17 protein-coding genes are annotated in these 17,305 nt (G+C 67.5%); 14 read left to right on the top strand and 3 right to left on the bottom strand.

Features of this window, described 5'->3' with window-relative positions:
* Positions 1 to 53 precede the first annotated feature (53 nt).
* The 9 genes from BDW16_RS15005 to BDW16_RS14965 all read left to right on the top strand — a co-directional run bounded on the left by BDW16_RS15005 (position 54) and on the right by BDW16_RS14965 (position 11,462).
* On the top strand, positions 54 to 1,316 hold the full coding sequence (locus BDW16_RS15005; protein WP_066573207.1) for a TolC family protein: 1,263 nt from the start codon (positions 54 to 56) through the stop codon (positions 1,314 to 1,316).
* Between the two features lie 2 nt (positions 1,317 to 1,318).
* Entirely contained in the window at positions 1,319 to 2,536 is a 1,218-nt protein-coding gene (locus BDW16_RS15000; protein ID WP_066573205.1) for an efflux RND transporter periplasmic adaptor subunit, read from the top strand.
* 3 nt (positions 2,537 to 2,539) lie between these two features.
* The gene (locus tag BDW16_RS14995) at positions 2,540 to 5,770 is read left to right on the top strand and encodes an efflux RND transporter permease subunit (RefSeq protein WP_066573203.1); all 3,231 of its coding nucleotides are present in this window, start codon (positions 2,540 to 2,542) and stop codon (positions 5,768 to 5,770) included.
* Between the two features lie 58 nt (positions 5,771 to 5,828).
* A complete protein-coding gene (locus tag BDW16_RS14990; RefSeq protein ID WP_066573201.1) occupies positions 5,829 to 6,434 on the top strand; it encodes a cation efflux transmembrane domain-containing protein in 606 nt (201 codons plus the stop codon).
* A complete protein-coding gene (locus BDW16_RS14985) occupies positions 6,431 to 8,905 on the top strand; it encodes a heavy metal translocating P-type ATPase (RefSeq protein WP_066573199.1) in 2,475 nt (824 codons plus the stop codon). The genes BDW16_RS14990 and BDW16_RS14985 overlap by 4 nt, the downstream gene beginning before the upstream one ends.
* Positions 8,902 to 10,101, top strand: coding sequence for an acyltransferase family protein (locus BDW16_RS14980; RefSeq protein ID WP_066573196.1), 1,200 nt, complete (start codon positions 8,902 to 8,904; stop codon positions 10,099 to 10,101). The genes BDW16_RS14985 and BDW16_RS14980 overlap by 4 nt, the downstream gene beginning before the upstream one ends.
* Entirely contained in the window at positions 10,088 to 10,555 is a 468-nt protein-coding gene (locus BDW16_RS14975) for an SRPBCC domain-containing protein (protein ID WP_066573194.1), read from the top strand. Before BDW16_RS14980 ends, BDW16_RS14975 begins: the two co-directional genes overlap by 14 nt.
* The gene (locus tag BDW16_RS14970; RefSeq protein WP_066661165.1) at positions 10,552 to 10,848 is read left to right on the top strand and encodes a hypothetical protein; all 297 of its coding nucleotides are present in this window, start codon (positions 10,552 to 10,554) and stop codon (positions 10,846 to 10,848) included. Before BDW16_RS14975 ends, BDW16_RS14970 begins: the two co-directional genes overlap by 4 nt.
* Before the next feature lie 185 nt (positions 10,849 to 11,033).
* Positions 11,034 to 11,462 (top strand): hypothetical protein, encoded by a 429-nt coding sequence (locus tag BDW16_RS14965; RefSeq protein WP_066573188.1) that lies wholly within the window; start codon positions 11,034 to 11,036, stop codon positions 11,460 to 11,462.
* Between the two features lie 27 nt (positions 11,463 to 11,489).
* Here BDW16_RS14965 and BDW16_RS14960 read toward each other — a convergent pair whose 3' ends face one another.
* A complete protein-coding gene (locus BDW16_RS14960; protein ID WP_066573185.1) occupies positions 11,490 to 12,149 on the bottom strand; it encodes a cation efflux transmembrane domain-containing protein in 660 nt (219 codons plus the stop codon).
* Between the two features lie 75 nt (positions 12,150 to 12,224).
* Here BDW16_RS14960 and BDW16_RS14955 point away from each other — a divergent pair, with 75 nt between their 5' ends.
* Genes BDW16_RS14955 through BDW16_RS14945 form a run of 3 tightly spaced genes read left to right on the top strand, consistent with a single transcriptional unit; the run spans position 12,225 to position 13,952 of the window.
* The gene (locus BDW16_RS14955) at positions 12,225 to 12,623 is read left to right on the top strand and encodes a MerR family transcriptional regulator (RefSeq protein WP_066573181.1); all 399 of its coding nucleotides are present in this window, start codon (positions 12,225 to 12,227) and stop codon (positions 12,621 to 12,623) included.
* Positions 12,624 to 12,675: 52 nt separating this feature from the next.
* On the top strand, positions 12,676 to 13,311 hold the full coding sequence (locus tag BDW16_RS14950) for a cation efflux transmembrane domain-containing protein (protein ID WP_082738000.1): 636 nt from the start codon (positions 12,676 to 12,678) through the stop codon (positions 13,309 to 13,311).
* Entirely contained in the window at positions 13,308 to 13,952 is a 645-nt protein-coding gene (locus BDW16_RS14945; protein ID WP_066573177.1) for a class I SAM-dependent methyltransferase, read from the top strand. The genes BDW16_RS14950 and BDW16_RS14945 overlap by 4 nt, the downstream gene beginning before the upstream one ends.
* 97 nt (positions 13,953 to 14,049) lie before the next feature.
* Here the strand turns inward: BDW16_RS14945 and BDW16_RS14940 are convergent, their stop codons facing one another.
* Positions 14,050 to 15,951 (bottom strand): FTR1 family protein, encoded by a 1,902-nt coding sequence (locus tag BDW16_RS14940; RefSeq protein WP_237241389.1) that lies wholly within the window; start codon positions 15,949 to 15,951, stop codon positions 14,050 to 14,052.
* A 212-nt stretch (positions 15,952 to 16,163) separates the two neighbouring features.
* Positions 16,164 to 16,571, bottom strand: a complete 408-nt coding sequence (locus BDW16_RS14935) for a MerR family transcriptional regulator (RefSeq protein ID WP_066573173.1) — start codon at positions 16,569 to 16,571, stop codon at positions 16,164 to 16,166.
* 83 nt (positions 16,572 to 16,654) lie between these two features.
* Here BDW16_RS14935 and BDW16_RS14930 point away from each other — a divergent pair, with 83 nt between their 5' ends.
* Together BDW16_RS14930 and BDW16_RS21815 are read left to right on the top strand one after the other, a co-directional pair.
* Complete coding sequence (locus tag BDW16_RS14930) at positions 16,655 to 17,023, top strand: mercuric transporter MerT family protein (protein ID WP_066573170.1); 369 nt, start codon at positions 16,655 to 16,657, stop codon at positions 17,021 to 17,023.
* Entirely contained in the window at positions 16,929 to 17,243 is a 315-nt protein-coding gene (locus tag BDW16_RS21815; protein ID WP_428842856.1) for a GDCCVxC domain-containing (seleno)protein, read from the top strand. Before BDW16_RS14930 ends, BDW16_RS21815 begins: the two co-directional genes overlap by 95 nt.
* Positions 17,244 to 17,305 lie beyond the last annotated feature (62 nt).

Genomic DNA, 17,305 nt, shown 5'->3' with positions numbered 1-17,305 from the left:
CAACCACTCGGCCGCGCCTGCGCGGCATGGCTTGGTTTGTCAGGAGTATTTACATGCATCGTATCCTCGCGGCCCTTCTGGCCGCGGTGTCCTGCGCGGGAATCGCGCAGGCGCAGACGTCGCCACCGGCCTCGGCCGGCGACGTCCTCACGATCGACGACGCGCTCGCCCAGGCAGGTGCTGTGTCCCCAACCGGCGACGTTGCCGAAGCTGGGATTCGTGCGGCTGAGGCGGGCCGCGTCGTCGCGGGACTGAGGCCCAATCCCACCGTTACCACCGACGTCGAGAACATTCTCGGCACCGGACCCTATCGTGGCCTCGACGAATCCGAGACGACGGTCAATTTCGCGCTACCGATCGAGCTTGGCGGCAAGCGTTCGGCGCGCATCGCCGTCTCCGAGGCCGAAATCACCCGCGCGCGAATACAGACCTTGGTGGCGGGTGCCGACCTGCGGCTGGGCGTAGTCCAAGCCTATGTCCAGGCCATCGCCAGCGAGCGCCGCCGCGCGATCGCCGAAAGCCAGATTACGGTGACCACGGAAAATCTTCGGATCGCACGCGACCGGGTTGAGGCGGGCGCCAACTCGCCGATCGACGAGCAACGCGCCCAGCTCCAGCAGGTGAATGCCGAGACCGAGCTCGCCCAGGCGCAGCGCGCGGCCGAAGCGGCGCGTGCAACGCTTGAGCGCTATCTCGGCCGGCCGTTGAACGAAAGTCTCGACGCCGCCTGGTATGAGCGCGTCGGCGGCTACGGCCCACAAGAGCCGGTCCGCGCCGACGGCACGCTCGCGTTGGCGATCGCCCGCGCCGACGTATCGGCAGCCGAAGCACGGGTGCGGCTGGCGCGCAGCCAGCGTGTGCCCGACCTCACGGTGAGTGCGGGTACGCGGCGGCTGACCGCGACCAAGGATCAGGCTATGGTGTTCAGCGTATCGGTGCCGTTGCCGATCTTCAATAATGGCCGGGCCAGCGTGAACCAGGCGCTGGCCGAGCGCGACCGGGTCGATGCGCAGCGCCGCGTCGCCTTGTTCGAGGCGGAGCAGGCGATCACCGCAGCGCGCGCCGACCGCGATCGCGCGGCGGCCGCAGTGCGCGCATCGGGACCCGCGCTCGCCGCCGCGACCGAATCCGCGCGCATCGCGCGCCTCGGCTATGGCGAGGGCAAGTTCGACCAGATTGTGCTGCTCGATGCCGAGCGGACCCTGCTCGACACGCGCCGCGCCGCGGTCGACGCGCTCGCCCAATATCACGACGCCGAGGCCCGTCTGGCCCGGCTCACCGCGCCGGCGCCCGTGCCGGCGGCAACAGGGAATTGACGATGAACAAGCTCATCATTGGAGGCGCGACTCCGCTCGCGCTGGCGTTGCTGCTCGCCGGATGCGGCGGCGGCGACCCCGCCGCCAACAACAGCACCGAGGCCGGCCATGCCGAGGGCGAGGCGGGGCACAAGGAAGGCGAAGCCGGGCACAGCGAGGCCGAGGGCGCACACAAGAAAGGCGAGAGCGAAGGCGGCGGCGAGGAGGGCACGATCACGCTCACCGCGCAGCAGATCCGCGCCGCAGGCATTGAGATTGTGCGTCCGGTGTCGCGCGGCGGCGGCACGCTGCAGTTGCCCGCAACGATCGAGGGCGACCCGCAGGGAACGCAGGTCGTCTCGGCGGCGATCGGCGGGCGCGTCGTCGCGCTCAACTATAATCTCGGTCAGCCGGTCACGCGCGGTCAGGTCGTCGCGGTGATCGAGAGCCGCGAGGCCGCCACGATCCGCGCCGAGGTCGAGGCGGCGCAGGCGCGCAGCGCGCTCGCCCAGTCCAACCTCGCGCGCGAGGAGCGGCTGTTCAAGCTGCGCGTCTCGCCCGAGCGCGACGTGATCGCCGCGCGCACCGCCGCCACCGAGGCAAGCATCGCGCTGCGGCTCGCCCGACAGCAGGTTTCGGCCGCCGGGGTCAGCGGCGGCGCGCTCAACCGCATCGGCGTGACCGCGCCAATCGCGGGGCGCATCACCGCGCGCCCGGTGGTCCTCGGGCAGACCGTGGCCGCGGACGCCGAGCTGTTCCGCGTCTCCAACCTGTCGCGGGTCGCGGTGACCGTGTCGTTGTCGCCCGCCGATGCCGCACGCGTCGCGGTCGGCGCGCCGGTCGAGATCAGCTCGGGCGGACGCCGTTCGGCGGCGCAGGTGAGCTTCGTCTCGCCGGTACTCGACGAGACCACCCGGCTCGTCACCGTAATCGCGCTGATCGACAACAGCGCCGGCCAGTGGCGCGTCGGCGAGCCGGTCACCGCGGTGGTGCAACTGCCCGGTCAGGGCGGCGGCGCCGTCAGCGTGCCCGCCTCGGCGCTCCAGACCGTCGAGAATCGTCAGGTCGTGTTCGTACGCACATCGAGTGGGTTCCGGGCCGTGCCCGTGACCGTCGGTGCGCACAGCTCCGGCTCGGTCGTCGTGACCTCAGGCCTCACCGGCCGCGAAGAGATCGCCGGTACCGGCAGCTTCACCCTCAAGGCCGAGCTCGGAAAGGGCGAGGCGGAGCACGGACACTAAGCCATGATCGAACGTATTGTCACCTTTGCGGTCGAGCGGCGCTGGTTCGTCCTGCTCATGACCCTCATCGCCACCGTCATCGGCGCCGTCTCGTTGAGCCGGCTACCGATCGATGCGGTTCCCGACATCACCAACAACCAAGTCCAGATCAATATCCGCGCGCCCGCGCTCTCACCCGAGTTGGTCGAGAAGCAGGTCGCCTTCCCGATCGAGACCGCGCTCGCCGGCGTGCCCGGTCTCGAACATACCCGCTCGCTCAGCCGCAACGGCTTCGCGCAGGTGACCGCAGTGTTCACCGATTCCACCAACATCTATTTCGCACGCCAGCAGGTCGCGGAGCGGCTGCGCACCGCGGAGGAAAGCCTGCCTGCGGGTGCGACACCAGAAATGGGTCCGATCGCCACGGGTCTTGGTGAAGTCTATATGTGGACCGTCCACATGGCCCACCGGCCCGAGGACAAGCACAAGCCCGGCGAACCGGGTATCCAGCCCGACGGGAGCTACCTGACGCCTGAGGGTGAACGGCTGGTGAGCGAAGCCGACAAAGCAACCTATCTGCGCACGACGCAGGACTGGATCGTCGCGCCGCTGCTCAAATCCGTTCCGGGCCTTGCCGGCGTCGATTCGATCGGCGGCTATGTCAAGCAGTTCCAGGTCGTCCCTGACGTGCAGCGGCTGACCGCACTGAAGCTCAGCCTCGGAGACCTCGCGACCGCGCTCGAGGAGAACAACAGCGCGGTCGGCGCGGGCACGGTCGACCGCAACGGCGAGGGTCTGGCGGTGCGTTCGGATGCGCGCATCGCCAACGCCGACCAGCTCGGACGCACCGTCATCGCCACCCGCGAAGGTGTGCCGATCCTGCTCAATCAGGTCGCGACTGTGCGCACCGGCCAGGCGATCCGCATGGGTTCGGCCTCGGAAAATGCCCAGGAAGTCGTCGTCGGCACCGCGATCATGCGGATCGGGGAGAACAGCCGTAACGTCGCCTCGGCCGTCGCCACGCGGCTCGACGAGGTCAACGCCTCGCTGCCGACCGACATCGTCATCCAGCCGGTGCTCGACCGCACCGGGCTGGTCAATTCGACGATCAAGACGGTGGCGAAGAACCTCTCCGAAGGCGCGCTGCTGGTCATCGTCGTGCTGTTCCTGCTGCTCGGCAATTTCCGCGCGGCGCTGATCGCGGCGCTGGTGATCCCGGTCACCATGCTGATGACCAGCTTCGGCATGTTGCGCGGCGGCGTTTCGGCCAATCTGATGAGCCTTGGCGCGTTGGACTTCGGCCTGATCGTCGACGGCGCGGTGATCATCGTCGAGAATGCGCTGAGACGCATCGCCGAACGTCAGCACCATATCGGCCGCACGCTCGACAAGGGGGAACGGCTGTCGGTAGTGGCGGGCGCGGCGCGCGAGATGATCCGGCCCTCGGTCTATGGCCAGGCGATCATCATCCTCGTCTATGTGCCGCTGCTCACCCTGACCGGGGTCGAGGGCAAGACCTTCACGCCGATGGCACTGACCGTCATCCTCGCGCTGGCCTTCGCCTTCGTGCTCTCGTTGACCTTCGTGCCGGCGATGCTCGCGATCTGGCTGTCCAAGCCGGTCGAGGAGAAGGAGGGCCGGATCATGTCCTGGCTCAAGCGCCGCTATGAACCCGGTCTCGACCGGGCGATGGCGCGGCCGCGTGTCACGATCCTCGCGGGCGTCGGCGCTTTCCTGCTCGCGATCCTCGCCTTCATGACCCTGGGTCAGGAGTTTCTGCCTCAGCTCGACGAAGGCGACGCGACCGTCCAGGTGTTACGTGTCCCGGGTACCTCGGTCGAGCAGAGCCAGGCGATGCAGTTCCAGGTCGAAAAGGCGATCTCGAGCATTCCCGAGGTCAAATTCGTCTTCTCAAAGACCGGCACCGCCGAGCTCGCCTCGGATCCGATGCCGCCCAACATCTCCGACACTTTCGTCATCATGAAGAAGCACGCGGACTGGCCCGACCCCAGCCTCACCAAGGCCGAGGTCGTCGCCAAGATCGAGAAGGCGCTGGAGGGGCTTCCCGGCAACGCGTTCGAGATCAGCCAGCCGATCCAGATGCGGTTCAACGAGCTCATCGCAGGCGTGCGCGGCGACATCGCGGTCAAGGTGTTCGGCGACGACACCGACGCGATGAACGATACCGCCAACAAAATCGCCGGCATCCTGCGCGGCGTGGACGGCGCTACCGACGTCCGCGTCGAACAGACCGAGGGACTACCGATGCTCGACATCCGCCCCAATCGAGATGCCATGGCGCGGCTCGGAATCACCGCGCGGGTCATGCAGGATACCGTCGCCGCCGCGATCGGCGGGCGCGACGCCGGCATGATCTTCGAAGGTGACCGGCGCTTCGCGGTGACCATCCGGCTGACCGATGCCGCGCGCGCCGACCTCCAGACATTGGGGCAGGTACCGGTGCCGACTCCCGACGGGGCGTTCGTCCCGCTCGAGAGCGTCGCCGATATCGCGGTGACCTCCGGTCCCAACCAGATCAGCCGCGAGAATGGCAAGCGCCGCGTGGTGGTTCAGGCCAATGTCCGCGGCCGCGATGTGGCCGGGGTGGTCGAAGATGCGCGGGCGGCGATCGCGCGCGACGTTCGCCTGCCCGCCGGCCAGTATCTCGAATGGGGCGGCCAGTTCGAGAATCTCCAATCGGCTAGCGCCCGGCTCATGCTCGTGGTCCCGGCCTGCTTCGCGCTCATCATCCTGCTGCTCTACGGGGCATTGGGAAGCGTACGCGACGCAGCGATCGTGTTCACCGGCGTGCCGCTCGCGTTGGTTGGCGGGGTACTCGCCTTGTTCCTGAGGGGTATGCCCTTCTCGATCTCGGCAGCCGTTGGCTTCATCGCCCTGTCTGGCATCGCGGTTTTGAACGGGCTGGTCATGGTCACCTCGATCCAGGACCTGATGGCGCGCGGCGTCAGCCGGGCCGAGGCGGCCTATCAAGGTGCGCTCGCGCGGTTGCGGCCGGTAGTGATGACCGCGTTGGTCGCCTCGCTTGGCTTCGTGCCGATGGCGATCGCCACCGGATCGGGCGCCGAGGTGCAGAAGCCGCTCGCCACCGTGGTGATCGGCGGCCTGATCTCGGCGACGTTGCTCACCCTGTTCGTCCTACCGACGCTATACGCCCGCTACGGACGTCGCGAGACCGATGTTAGTGAAGTCGAGACGCCGTCGTCGCAGGGAGGAACGCCGCTCCCCGCCCACTAAGGTAACCCGGACCCGCCGCCGCGTGCGGCGGCGGGTCTCCGATCCGGAATGCTGGACCATGGCTCAACCGCAAGCCGACGACCGCCGCGAACGCCGCACCTTATGGTGGGTTCTGGCACTCAACGTGATGCTGGCGGGCGGTTTTCTCGGCGCCGGGCTCGTCGGCGATTCGAGCGCACTAATCGCCAACGGCCTCGACAATCTCTCTGATGCGGCGGTCTATGCGTTGAGCCTCGTGGCGCTCAGCCACGGACTGGCGTGGAAGCGCCGCGCAGCCAATGTGTCAGGCGCAATGCTGCTGCTGTTCGCGGTCGGTATCCTCATCGATGTCGGCCGGCGCTATGTCCAGGGCAGCGAGCCGATCGGCGCCACCATGATGATCATGGCCGCGATCGCCGCCGCCGTGAATTATCTGTGCCTGCGCCTGTTACAGCGGCTCGAGGCGCCTGATGTCAATCTTCGCGCCGCGACCACTTTCAGCTTCAACGACTTCATTTCCAATGGCGGGATCCTCGTCGCCGGCCTCCTTGTGCTGTGGCTCGGCAGCAACTGGCCCGACCTCGTCGTCGGCCTGCTCACCGCGCTGATCGCGATCAAGGGCGGCATCGAGATTCTGCGCGATACCCATCGGCAATCCCATCGCGACCGGGAGGAGACATCATGACCGAGATACTGCGCATTGATATCCCTGTAGTGCTGCCCGAGGTCGCCGACGCGGCCGACGCCTGTGTCGCGCGATTGACCGCTGAACTTGCCGGCCGTCGCGGCATCGCAGAAGCGCATGTCGTTCCTGCGGCCGGCGAGGCGCCCGCGCATCTGTGCGTCCATTACGATCCGGACATCGTCTCGCTGGTGCGGATCCGCGAGCTCGCTACCGCCGCCGGCGCGAACATCACCGAGCGCTTCGGCCATCTTCGCTGGGACGTCGAGGGGATCAGCCATCAGCGCCGCGCGCGCAGCATTGCCGAACAGCTTCAGCGCGTGAACGGGGTGATCGAGGCAGAGGCGAGCGCATCGGGCACGCTGCGGATCGAGTTCGACCGCACGCTGACCTCCGAAGCGGCGTTGCGCAGCTTCCTCGACCAGCTCGGGGTGCATGAGCGCAAGACGCCCGCCAACGCACCCGCTGTCACGCCGGACAGAGGCGCCGGCGACGATCACGCCGGGCATGATCATGGCGAGGGCGAACACGGCCATGCCCATGGCGGCCTGCTCGGCCCCAACACCGAGTTGTTCTTCGCGCTGGCCTGCGGCGCACTGCTCGGCATCGGCTTCCTGCTCGAAACTCTGGCCGCCGTTCCCGAATGGCTGCCACTCGCACTCTATATCGGCGCCTATGGCTTTGGCGGCTGGTTCACACTGCGCGAGGCGATCGACAATCTGCGCCTCAAGAAATTCGAAATCGACACGCTGATGCTGGTCGCCGCGGCCGGCGCGGCGGCGCTTGGCGCTTGGGCAGAAGGGGCGCTGCTCCTGTTCCTGTTCAGCCTCGGCCATGCACTCGAACATTATGCCATGGGCCGCGCCAAGCGCGCGATCGAGGCGCTGGCCGAACTCGCGCCGCAGACTGCGCTCGTCCGCCGCGGCGAAGCGCTCGTCGAGCTGCCGGTCGAGGACCTCGTGATCGGTGACACCGTGGTCGTCAAGCCCGATGAGCGCCTCCCCGCCGACGGGTTCCTCGTCAAGGGCACGAGCAGCGTCAACCAGGCGCCGGTCACCGGCGAAAGCATGCCGGTCGACAAGCGTCCCGTGCCTGATGAAGCTGCAGCGCGCGCGCAGCCCGAAGCGCTCGAAGCCGCCTATCGCGTGTTCGCCGGCACGATCAACGGCAGCGGGCTGATTGAGGTCGAGGTCACCCGCAAGTCGACAGAATCCGCGCTCGCTCGCGTCGTCCAGCTGGTCAGCGAGGCCGAGACCCAGAAGTCGCCGACCCAGCGCTTCACCGAACGCTTCGAGCGGGTGTTCGTGCCTGCTGTGCTCGGGCTGACCGTGCTGTTGCTGTTCGCCTGGGTGGTTGTCGACGAGCCGTTCCGCGATAGCTTCTATCGGGCGATGGCGGTGCTGGTCGCGGCCAGCCCCTGCGCGCTCGCTATCGCCACACCGAGCGCGGTGCTCTCGGGTGTCGCGCGCGCGGCGCGCGGCGGTGTGCTGATCAAGGGAGGTGGGCCGCTGGAGGAACTGGGTTCGCTGAAGGCGATCGCGTTCGACAAGACCGGCACGCTCACCGAAGGGCGCCCGCGTATCACCGACATCGTGCCGGCCCAGGGCATCGATCCCAGTGAACTGCTCGCCGCCGCGGTCGCGGTCGAGCGGCTAAGTGACCATCCACTCGCCCGCGCGATCGCGCGCGATGGCCAGGATCGGCTCGGCGAACGCGAGGTGCCGCCCGCACATGACCTGATCAGCATCACTGGCCAGGGCGTTCGCGCGACGCTGGACGGCGAGACGGTGCTGATTGGCAAGGCCGAGATGTTCGGGGTCGGGGCCATCGCGCCGCTGTCCGGCGAAATGGCGGGCGCGATCGCCGCGCTGCGCGAGCAGGGCCGGACCACCATGGTGGTCCGGCGCGGGGTGCAGGATCTGGGCGCGATCGGGCTGATGGACACGCCACGCGCTGCGGCGAAGGAAGCGATCGCCCGTATCCACGCGATGGGTATCACCCGGATGATCATGATCTCGGGCGATCATCAGAAGGTCGCCGAGTCGATCGCCAAGGAGGTGGGGCTCGACGAGGCCTGGGGCGACCTCATGCCCGAGGACAAGGTCGAGGCGATCCGCAAACTGCGCGCCACCGACAAGGTCGCGATGGTCGGCGACGGCGTCAACGACGCACCGGCGATGGCCAATGCCACCGTCGGCATCGCGATGGGCGCGGCCGGCTCCGATGTCGCGCTTGAGACCGCCGATGTCGCACTGATGGCGGACGATCTCGCGCATCTGCCGTTCGCGGTCGGGCTCAGTCGCGCAACCCGCCGGATCATCCGCCAGAATTTGGTGGTGAGCCTTGGCGTGGTCGCGGTGCTCGTGCCGGCGACGATCTTGGGGCTCGGTATCGGTCCCGCCGTGATGGCGCATGAGGGCTCGACGCTCGTCGTCGTGTTCAATGCACTGCGGCTGCTCGGATACCGCAAATGACCGGGAACGACCCCGCCGGCCGCGCCGGGGCTGCCGCAGTTAACCCCGCGTTCCTCTATATGGATGCGTTACGCGCCGTTCTCGCGCTCGTCGTCGCCTTCGGCCATATCTGGGCGCTGCTGATCGCGGACTACCGGCCGACCGACGACCTTCTCGTCAAGTCTCTCTACCTTGCCGCCGGCTTCGGCCACCCCGCGGTGATCCTGTTCTTCGTGCTCAGCGGCTTCTGGATCACGCGCAGCATCCTGCTCACGCCGCCAGCGCGCTGGACCTGGTCGGGCTATCTCAAGGATCGCCTCGTAAGGCTGCTGCTGGTGGTGGTACCGGCGCTACTGCTCGGCGGCCTGTTCGACTTTGCCGGGGTCGCCACGAGCTCGCCGACCCATCTCGGGCAGACCGGCAGCTATGTCTTGCCGCGCAGCGTCGCGACCTACCTCACCCTTCCCGACTTTCTCGGCAATCTCGTCTTCCTCCAGGGGCTGGTGGTGGCGCCATTCGGCTCTAATGGCCCGTTGTGGAGCCTCGCCTATGAGTTCTGGTTCTATATCTGGTTTCCTGCGCTGTGGTTCGCGCTGACGCAGCGGCGTTTCTCCTTCGCGCTGCTCACCCTCGCGCTCGGCATCGTCTATCCCGACCTGTTCTTCCACTTCCTGAGTTGGCTGTTCGGCACACTGCTCTTCCTCGTCTATCGCTGGTGCGAGGCCAATCGCACCCGAGTCGGCGCCATCCGTGACACGCTCTGGCTGCCCGGCGCGCTCCTGTTCGTGGCAACCCTCGCCTGGGGACGCACAGGCGCGTTTGCCGCCGAGGATCCGGTGCTCGCGTTCAGTTTCGCGATGTTGCTGCTAGGGTTGCTTCTGCGACGCACGCCGGCGCTTCCCGGGATTGCCCACCTCGCGCGCTACGGCCGCGAAACGAGCTTCTCGCTCTACGCGATCCATTTCCCGCTGATGGCGCTGGCGACCGCGGCGCTCATCGCCGCCGAGCGCCTGCCGCCCGACCCGCAAGCGATCGCCTGGGCGCTTGCGATCCTCGCCGCCTCGGCGTTTGCTGCTTGGGGGTTCGCGCGCGGCACTGAATCCCATACCGCAAGGGTGCGCGACTGGCTTGGCCGCGCCACAAGTGCCGGCACCCAAAGGCTCGCCGCGACCGAGAGCGGGATGGTTCTAGGGAGGCGCCGCCATGATCGCCGCTGAGAACGAAATCGCTATTCCTGCCCGCCCCGAAGCGGTCTGGGAGGTGCTGCTCGACTTTGAGCGCTATCCGAGTTGGCACCCCTTCATCGAGCTCGTGGGGGACCCCTCACTCGGCGCGAAGATCGAGTATCGCTACACCGGCAAGATGCTCGGGATGGGGCGGTTGCGCAAGATGCACAGCTTCGCGCGGATCACGGCGCTCGCGGCGCCCATCGAATTCGCATGGCGCATGAGCATGGGCTCGTTCCTGTTCCGGATCGACGAAAGCTACCGCCTTGAGCGGCATCCGACCGGGACCCGGCTTGCGCATCGTGTCGAGTATCGCGGCGTGGTCGCCCGGCTTTGGCGAGCAGGCATCACCAGTCGTGCCCATGTCATGATATGCGAGACCGATACAGCGTTGCGTGCCCGCTTCGTGAAGCGCCCGCCGCCACGCAAGCGAGGGCGTCGATGAACGATCGCGATTCATCCGGCCGACAACGCCATCGCCGCCCGTGGAGCGAGGATGACGACCGCGACCTGCGGCAGATGATCGAGGCGCGCGAGTCCGTGGCGCATATCGCCAGCACTTTGCAACGGACCCAGGACGCGATCCGCGGCCGCGCCGCCCAGTTCAAACTGATCCTGCCATCCGCGTTGCGCCCATGGCGCCGGCATTGGCGTCTCAGGGCGGGCAACGCGTCGCCAGCCACCCATCCGCAGAAAACCCAATCCGGGGACCCGGCCTCGGACGATGGCGGCAAATGAGCCGCAAGCGACATCAGAGCCGCCGTCAGAAGTGCGCTCGCTGTTGCATCCGGGACCAACGGCCGTGGGCCTCACCGGTCTGCTCGAGTACCGGTGATCGCTGCACCGCGACGGGGTCGGCACCTGAGGCTCCTCCTCCCGCGTCGGCTCTCCCGTCACCGCTACATGTTGATGAGGACAAACCCATGCGAGCCCGCACCTTCGCCGCCGCCCTCTTGCTCGCCCCCTTGCTTGTCGGCTGCATGAACGGACGCTTGCTGACCCCGATCATCGAGGCGCCACCACCCCAGCGCTTCGATATCTATTGGGTAAAAGCCTATGCCGCGCGCGATGCGGTCATCGTCACTGGCAAGGTCCGGCGCCCACTCGGACGGACGATGCCGGTGTCCGGGCATCTGCACCTCATTGCCTCATTCGGCGATGGCCAGCCCAAGGCGATTGCCGATACCCGCTGGGGCCCGATCGGCAGCCGCCAACGCAGCGGCAGCTTTTCGGCCCGGATGATAACAACCGACGCCACATCGCTTAGGCGCATCCGCATTGAGTATCGGCCGGGCCCGGCATGCGCGGTCAACCCACGGGCATCGGCCGCGCATCGCCTGCCCCGGCCATGATCGCAGCGATCGGGTTTTGGAGATCTATCATCCTGCGGCCCCCGGCTTTCCGGCAAATATGACCGGCGACGCTGCCGGACCCGACAGCTCGCGCATCGCATGCCGGATGATCTGCGCACCCCCAATGAGGCCGAGTCCAGCCATCACCCCCGCGACAATGAGATCGGGCCACGCGGTACCCGTTCCGAACACGCCTGCCGCGGCAAGCACCACCGCGACATTACCGATCGCGTCGTTGCGCGAGCAGATCCATACCGAGCGCATGTTCGCATCCCCCGTGCGGTAGCGAAACAGCATCAGCGCTACCGCACCATTGGCCACGAGCGCCGCAATACCCACCGCGCCCATCATCTCGGCCTCCGGAAGCGTACCATGCCAGACTGCCCAAAGCGTGGCTACGAGAACATACAGGCCCAGCAGGACGAGCGTGGCACCCTTCAGAAGCGCGGCACGGGCACGCCATGCCAGCGCCATGCCAGCCACGCCGAGACTGATGGCATAGTTGGCGCTGTCGCCCAGGAAATCGAGGGCGTCGGCCTGAAGGGATTTCGATCCGCCGGCGATACCGGCAACCATCTCGACGAGGAACATGGCAGCGTTCACCGCCAGCGCAATCCACAAGGCGCGCCGCCAGTGCGGATCGACCGCTGCCTTCTTGTCGTCGCAGGCGCAGCTCGTGCAGACCATTTCAACCCTATCGAACGAATCGGCTCCGCATTCTATATGCGGACTGTAGCAACTAGAGGGTCAAGCGGTTTTCCCATGCAGATCGGCGAACTGGCACGCATCACCTCGACCAAGGTCGAAACCATTCGTTTCTACGAGAAGATCGGATTGCTTCCCGAGCCCGGGCGCACTGCGGGCAATTACCGCGATTATGGCGGCGACCATCTCGCCCGGCTCTCCTTTATCCGCCGCGCGCGCGACCTGGGCTTCACGCTCGATCAGGTGCGCGAGCTCCTCGCCCTTTCCGACGATCGGGATCGCTCTTGCGGTGCCGTCGACACCGTCGCGCGTGCGCATCTCGCGCAGATCGATCAGAAAATTGCAGATCTCCGCGCACTGCGCCGCGAGCTCGACGAGCTGATCGGCCAATGCCGCCAAGGCGCGATTTCCGACTGCCGGATCATCGAAGCATTGGGACCCGAAACAAGCCATTGACCCTATAGTGACTATAGGGTGCAAAACCTGCTCGCGACTCGCGGAGGTGATGATGAGCGACTGTGGATGTGAGGCCGATACCGAACGTGCGGGCACGGACCCTGCCTATCGGCGGGCGCTATGGATCGTGGTGATCCTCAATGTCGGCTTCGGCGTGCTTGAGCTGGCGGGCGGCTTCATCGCCGGCTCGCAGGCGCTGAAGGCGGATTCGCTCGATTTCATCGGCGACGGATCGATCACGCTCTTCGGGCTGATCGCGCTGGGCTGGGCGGCGGTCGCGCGCAGCCGGGTTGCACTGGTGCAGGGCCTCTTCCTCGCAAGTCTCGGGCTCGGCGTGATCGGCTTTGCCGGGTGGCGCGCGTTCAATGCCATCCCGCCCGAAGCCGGATTGATGGGCGGGATCGGGATCGTCGCGCTCCTCGTCAACATTGCGGCCGCGCTGGTCCTCGCGCGGTTCCGCAACCAGGGGGACGCGCAAGCGCGCGCCATCTGGCTGTTCTCGCGCAACGATGCGCTGGCCAATATCGCCGTGATCGGCGCGGCGGTGCTGGTCGGCTGGACGGGACAGGCCTGGCCCGATCTCCTCGTCGCCGGCGTGATCGCGTTGCTGTTCCTCCATTCGGCCTATGACATCATCCGCGACGCCCGCCGCGAGCTGGCGGAGCATGCGACGAGGGCGCAGGCATGACTGACGGCAGCTACACCCCGCCGCTCGGGACCGGCGACACCGCCGATTACGACCGTGCGATCCGGCGCTGGACCCGCGAAATGCGCTGGCGCTATGCGATGATCGGGTTGCTCGCGGCACGTCCGGGCGAGACCGTCATCGATGTCGGGTGCGGCACCGGCAGCTTTGCCGTGATGCTGAAAGCGGCCGCCCCTGGCATACGGGTCATCGGCATCGACCCCGATGAGGAGGCCTTGGCGATCGCGCGCGCCAAGGGACAGGCGGCGGGCGCGGACATCCAGTGGGAGCGCGGATTTGCCCGCGATATCGGTTCGCGCGCCGCCGATGCGGTGACGTCGAGCCTGATGTTCCATCAGGTCCCGATGGCCGAGAAACGGGCGGGTCTCGCCGCGATGCATGCGGCGCTTCGGCCCGGCGGCAGGCTCGTGATCGCCGATTACGGGCGGCAGCAGGGATTGATGCGGCTGTTATTCCGCCTCACCATCCAGCGGCTCGATGGCGTGACCGACACCCAACCCAATGCCGATGGCGTGCTCCCCGAGCTCGTCCGGGCTGCGGGGTTCGACAATGTCCGGGAGGCGGCCCGCATCCACACGATAACCGGCACGATTGCGTTGATCATCGCGGATCGGCCCGGCTGACGAGGAGCAGCGGATGGTCATCAAGGCAGAGCAGAAGGCGATCCGGAAACAGGCCGTGCCCGCCTTTGCGCTTTGTCTTGCGGTGCTCGCCGGCCGGCTATTCGGCAGTTGAGCCCGGCACGCGGGCGGCGGCCGCGCTGCGCCCACTGTACCAGAAGCCGGCAACCAGCACGCCGATCGCCGCGATCTGCGCAAGCACGGTCTGGGTCGTCGGAAACAGCCCGAGAATCTCGATGCGCGGCACGTTGGCGAGGGGCATCACGCCGAGGATCCCGGCCTCCTGCAGCCCGGCGACGCCCTTGCCGGCGAGCACGACCGCGAGGATCGCGATCAGGATCGCGCTCCACGAGAAGAATTGGGTGATCGGAAGCCGGGCGCTGAACCGGAGCATGACCCAGGCGATCACGGCGAGCAGGCCGGCAGCGGTGGCAGCGCCGGCCAGCATCGCCATACCATTCCCCTCCGCCCAGAGCGCGGCGTAGAACAGGATCGTCTCGAACACCTCGCGATAGACGACGAGGAAGGAAAGCAGGAACAGGAACCAGCCCGACTGGCGCGACAGCGCCGCGGTCACTTTGGCCTTCACATAGCGCTGCCACGCCTCGGCATTGCTCTTGCCGTGCATCCAGATGCCGACGCTGAGCAGGATGATCGCCGCGAACAGCGACCCGAACCCTTCGGTGAGCTCGCGCGATGCGCCGCTCACGCTGATGAAATAGGTCGCGACGAACCAGGTGGCGATCCCGGCGGCGAGCGCGGCGATCCAGCCGCCATGGACGAAGCCGAGCACTTCGGTGCGCTCGGTCTTTCTGAGGAACGCGATCATCGCGATGACGATCAGCAGCGCTTCGAGTCCCTCGCGCAGCAGCACGCCGAACGCGCCGAGGAAGCTCGATGCGCCGCTCGCCCGCTCGGGCGCCAGCGCGGCTTCGGCCTCGCTGAACAGATTTGCCAGCGAACGGTTCGCCACTTCGACTTCGCTGACCGGACGCCCTTGTCCGATCGCCGCGCGAAGCGCGCCCATCGCACCTTCGATCCGCGCCATCAGCGCCGCATCCCGTGCAGCGAGCACCGGCTCGACCGGCTCGAAGCCGTCGAGATAGGCGGACAGCGCGAGATCCGCCGCGGCCTTGCGGTCGCCGGCGCGATAGGCAGCCAGGCTCTGGGCGAGCCGTTCGCGCGTCAGCGCGAGCGAACCATCGACGCGCACGGTCACCGCGTCGGGATGGCGGCGCAGATAGGCAGTGAGCGCGGTCGCTTTTTGCGAACCGATGTCGGCCGCCAAAGCGGCCGGGGTGACGCCGACCAGCGCCGCCAGATTGGGATATCGGGCGCGGATCGCCGCGTCCTCGCGCCACAACCGCTCGCCCTCGCGCGCCGCCGCTTCGGGATAGGCGATTTGGCCGGCATGGAAGGCCAGCGCCCAGCGATCGGCCTCGGGCAGCGCCGCGAAGCTCTGCATCGCCGTGCCGTCGAGGCCCTGGCTGATCACCTGATAGAGGCCGAACAGGCTGCGCTGATCGGCACGCGCCTTGTCGGTGAACGCGATCGGCGGGGGATCGAGCCCGGCTGCGTCGCGTCCATGGCCGTCGCCGTTCGCGCCATGGCAGGATGCGCAATTCTGCGCATACAGCGCGGCAGCGCGCGTGAGCTCGGGCGGAGAACTGGGCGCCAGCGGAACCGGATAGGCCGCGAGCAACGCGGCGGCGAGCGCCCGCGATTGCCCGGCCACCGCTTGCGGCGATTCCCTGGCGGCGATTGCGCTGCGCAGGGCGGCCGATCGACGGAGCAGATCGGTCCTGGCCGAGCCGGGTGCCAGCGTCTGGATACGCGTTTCGACCTGGCCCGCGAATTCGGTCATCTCGGCATATTCGGCGGCGCTGATGACCTTGCCGCCAGAGACCGCGCCCGAATAGTCGACGGCGATATAGTCGAGCAGCCGCCAGGTCGTCTGCACCTCGGCATCGCTGGCCCGCGCCGCGAGCGGCAGCGTCAGCATGGTCAGCGCCAACACCAACCACAGCAACAAGGGTCGGCGCGCATCGGCAGGGGTGGGAGCAGCAAGGTGGCCGGGGCGCATCGACGAGTCCCTTGTTAAGAATCGTTCGCGATCTGCACCCTCTAGCAGGTCGAGGGTCAAGGGCTATTTCCAAATTCGGCGATCGGATCGCCAACGGCTGGCCAGGCTTGGGCTCAAAGCCCTGGATCCGCTCAATGGCGCGCGGACAATGTACTGATCAGCGGGCACCCGACCTGATCGCCGGCGCTGCAGGCCCGAACGGTGTCGGCGAGCACCCGCTCCATGCGCTTCAAATCCACGATTCGCGCGCGAACCTGCTTGAGGTGCGAGGCCGCGATCTCGCGGGCATCGTCACAGGAGACAGTGTCGGCGGTGGCTATGCCGAGCAGCGCGCGGATCTCGTCCAGCGTGAAGCCCAGTTCGCGGGCGCGCCGGACGAAATTGAGCCGCGCGACATCGGCCGTGCCGAAACTGCGATAGCGGCCGCGTCGCGCGGCCTTGGGCAGGAGCCCGATACGCTCATAATAGCGGATCGTCTCGATATTGCAGCGGGTGCGCCGCGACAGCTCCCCGATTGCGATGGTCTCCGATGTCGTCATCTGCTGCTCGAAATTGGGGGTTGAGTCTGTAGCGGCTACAGACGGTAGGGTGCGATTCCGTTGATCGCAAGGAGTCGCCCATCGTGTCCGGACCGCCTGATTCCCGTCCGCCTTCGGGCGCGCGCGGCGCCGCCATTTTTACGGCCGGCGGCATCGCGGCAGCCTTTGGCGTCGCGTCGTGCTGCGCGCTGCCGATGTTGCTCGCCACCGCTGGCCTCGGCGCCGGTTGGCTCGGCGGTATCGCCATGGCTGCCAGCCCGTATCGGACGCTGCTGCTGTGCGTGAGCGCGCTTTTCCTGATCGGCGGCGCGGTCCTGCTCTGGCGGCAGCAGCGCATCGCGAGGGCCTGCGGCCCCGATGGTGCCTGTACGCCGCCTGGCGTGCGGGTGGTCCTCCTCATCGGCCTGCTGCTCGGCGCGATCCTCCTCTGGCTCGGCTATTCCTATGTCTGAGGGCTCGTTCATTCCCCAATCGACGCTCACCTGTCCGCTGTGCGGGGTGGCAAAGACCGAGACAATGCCGACGAGCGCCTGCCAGTATTTCTATGACTGCAGCGGGTGCGGGGCGGTGCTGCGGCCAAAGGCCGGCGATTGCTGCGTCTTCTGTTCCTATGGCACCGAGCCCTGTCCCCCGATCCAACTCGCGGGACCGGACGCCGCCTGCTGCCGCTAGCCGGACGAGGCCGGGGCGGGCCACCGCCTTAGCGGCGGCCCGGGAACAGGGTTTGGAACCGT

The sequence above is a fragment of the Sphingomonas koreensis genome (assembly GCF_002797435.1).
GTDB lineage: Bacteria > Pseudomonadota > Alphaproteobacteria > Sphingomonadales > Sphingomonadaceae > Sphingomonas > Sphingomonas koreensis.
This window is presented reverse-complemented; position numbering and strand designations above follow the sequence as displayed.

Excerpts from the sequence above, each read along its gene's own strand:
- BDW16_RS14985 (WP_066573199.1), top strand. The coding sequence starts at position 6,431 with ATGACCGAGATACTGCGCATTGATATCCCTGTAGTGCTGCCCGAGGTC.
- BDW16_RS14960 (WP_066573185.1), bottom strand. The coding sequence starts at position 12,149 with ATGGTCTGCACGAGCTGCGCCTGCGACGACAAGAAGGCAGCGGTCGAT.
- BDW16_RS14940 (WP_237241389.1), bottom strand. The coding sequence starts at position 15,951 with ATGCTGACGCTGCCGCTCGCGGCGCGGGCCAGCGATGCCGAGGTGCAG.
- BDW16_RS14970 (WP_066661165.1), top strand. The coding sequence starts at position 10,552 with ATGAACGATCGCGATTCATCCGGCCGACAACGCCATCGCCGCCCGTGG.
- BDW16_RS14980 (WP_066573196.1), top strand. The coding sequence starts at position 8,902 with ATGACCGGGAACGACCCCGCCGGCCGCGCCGGGGCTGCCGCAGTTAAC.
- BDW16_RS14965 (WP_066573188.1), top strand. The coding sequence starts at position 11,034 with ATGCGAGCCCGCACCTTCGCCGCCGCCCTCTTGCTCGCCCCCTTGCTT.
- BDW16_RS14950 (WP_082738000.1), top strand. The coding sequence starts at position 12,676 with ATGAGCGACTGTGGATGTGAGGCCGATACCGAACGTGCGGGCACGGAC.
- BDW16_RS14935 (WP_066573173.1), bottom strand. The coding sequence starts at position 16,571 with ATGACGACATCGGAGACCATCGCAATCGGGGAGCTGTCGCGGCGCACC.
- BDW16_RS14995 (WP_066573203.1), top strand. The coding sequence starts at position 2,540 with ATGATCGAACGTATTGTCACCTTTGCGGTCGAGCGGCGCTGGTTCGTC.
- BDW16_RS14955 (WP_066573181.1), top strand. The coding sequence starts at position 12,225 with ATGCAGATCGGCGAACTGGCACGCATCACCTCGACCAAGGTCGAAACC.
- BDW16_RS14945 (WP_066573177.1), top strand. The coding sequence starts at position 13,308 with ATGACTGACGGCAGCTACACCCCGCCGCTCGGGACCGGCGACACCGCC.
- BDW16_RS15000 (WP_066573205.1), top strand. The coding sequence starts at position 1,319 with ATGAACAAGCTCATCATTGGAGGCGCGACTCCGCTCGCGCTGGCGTTG.
- BDW16_RS14975 (WP_066573194.1), top strand. The coding sequence starts at position 10,088 with ATGATCGCCGCTGAGAACGAAATCGCTATTCCTGCCCGCCCCGAAGCG.
- BDW16_RS15005 (WP_066573207.1), top strand. The coding sequence starts at position 54 with ATGCATCGTATCCTCGCGGCCCTTCTGGCCGCGGTGTCCTGCGCGGGA.
- BDW16_RS14990 (WP_066573201.1), top strand. The coding sequence starts at position 5,829 with ATGGCTCAACCGCAAGCCGACGACCGCCGCGAACGCCGCACCTTATGG.
- BDW16_RS21815 (WP_428842856.1), top strand. The coding sequence starts at position 16,929 with ATGGTGCCTGTACGCCGCCTGGCGTGCGGGTGGTCCTCCTCATCGGCC.